We start from the raw sequence: 1847 nt of genomic DNA, 5'->3' as shown, positions 1-1847 counted from the left end.
GCGGCTCAAGTTCGTGAAAAAAATATGCGGGCACCAGGTCCAAAATGAGCGCGGCAACGAGAAACGCGATGATGGACTGATAGATAAAATCAACCGGCAGGAAGAGGCACGCCACGAGAATCTCAAACATGACGAGCATTGAGGCGAGGACAGCCACACGGCGCGGATCACGGTCGTGCTCGTCGCTTACCTCCTTGCCCCGCCGTGCGACAATAACGCCGTTCAAAAGCATTCCAAAAGCGATCGCCATGACCCATGCCCATGCGAGCGCACCTGCCGAAAGGCCGGCATACCACGACAAAAAGAATTCGCGGAAGAGGAAAAATGAAAGCGCCATGGCAAGCACGGTCCGCGCCAATTTGCGGTCCACGACCAGAAAATCTTTGATGAGAAGGAGGTAATAACACAGCACCGCGAGGACCGCGGCCATTACGGCCGCTCGCGCGGTCGCGAGCGAGATGCCCAAAAGTACCAGGAACGCCGGGAGATTGTTCCGCGCCTCAAAAGGCGGCACGAAATAGATGATGCACGCAAGAGCGAGGAAAAGCCATGTCGGCAGGTACCACCATGCCGCGGCGAAGACAACCGCCTTAATGAGCGACGACCAGTGAATCTGCCTTGAAATTGACGTGAGCTTTGCTGCCATCTTTGATATCGCCGCGGATGATCTTATCTGCCAGCTTATCAAGAATGACCTTCTGAATCAAACGTTTGAGCGGCCGCGCGCCGAATTCGGCGCTGAACCCCTCGCGGGCAAGATAGTCCCGCGCGGCGGGGTCAACCACAAGCTCGATGTGATGGACCTCGCGCAACTGTTTCTCGACCGCCGCGAGCTGGATGTCCACGATCTTTTGGAGGTCCTGTTTGCGCAGCGGATTGAAAATCACGATATCGTCAACGCGGTTCAGGAATTCCGGACGGAACGTATGCCGCAGGGCATCCATCGTTTTTTTCTTGAAATCGTTCTCTTCTCCCAAGGCCGCATCCGCGCCGGCACTGAAACCGATGCGGGACATCGCCTTCAAATATTCGCTCCCGACGTTCGACGTCATGATGATGATGGAGTTCTTGAAATTCACGGTCTTCCCCTTGCTGTCGGTGAGACGCCCGTTGTCCAAGACCTGCAGGAGCAGATTGAACACTTCGGGGTGCGCTTTTTCGATCTCGTCAAAAAGGATCAAACTGTACGGCCGGTGGCGGACCAGTTCGGTGAGCTGACCACCTTCGTCGTAACCGACGTATCCCGGCGGAGAACCCACGAGGCGGCTCGTGGCATGGCGTTCCATGTATTCGGACATGTCAATGCGGATCAATGCCTTTTCGTCATTGAACATGAACTCTGCCAGGGCACGCGCAAGCTCGGTTTTGCCGACGCCGGTAGGACCAAGGAACATGAAGGATCCGATCGGCCGGTCGACATCGGAGAGCCCGGCACGGGCGCGGCGCAAAGCCGAAGCGACCGCTGTGATCGCCTCATCCTGTCCCACGACGCGCGAATGGAGCACGTCTTCTATCTTGATCATTTTCTCGGAGTCGGATTCAAGCATCCGCTTCAAGGGGATACCGGTCCACATCGAAACAATCGCGGCGACATCCTCTTTATCAACAGCATCTTTCAGGAACCGTGTTTCGGCCGTTGGCTTGGCACGCTTGCCCTTCACGGCGCCCATGCCGAAATGTTTCTTCTCAAACATCTGAAAGTCCTTCTCGGCCCGCGGCAGCTCGCCGTAGGTGATCTCCGCCACGCGCTCCAGATTGCCGTTGCGTTCTGCCGCAAGCGCTTCCTGTTTTAAATTTTCCACTTTTTGGCGCAATTGATGCAGGGTCTCGAACTTTATTTTTTCCGT

At 56.0% G+C, this 1847-nt stretch carries 2 protein-coding genes; both read right to left on the bottom strand.

The window, feature by feature from the left end; translation table 11 throughout:
* Positions 1 to 646: hypothetical protein (locus VLX68_10245; GenBank protein HUI92615.1), on the bottom strand; the 646-nt coding region annotated here is incomplete at its 3' end.
* Positions 591 to 1847 (bottom strand): AAA family ATPase (locus VLX68_10240; protein HUI92614.1); only part of this gene is annotated, 1257 nt, incomplete at its 5' end. The genes VLX68_10245 and VLX68_10240, both read right to left, overlap by 56 nt.

The sequence above is a fragment of the Chitinivibrionales bacterium genome (assembly GCA_035516255.1).
Classification (GTDB): Bacteria; Fibrobacterota; Chitinivibrionia; order Chitinivibrionales; family FEN-1185; genus FEN-1185.
The sequence above is the reverse complement of the archived record's forward strand: the minus strand, read 5'-3'. Positions and strand labels throughout refer to the sequence as shown.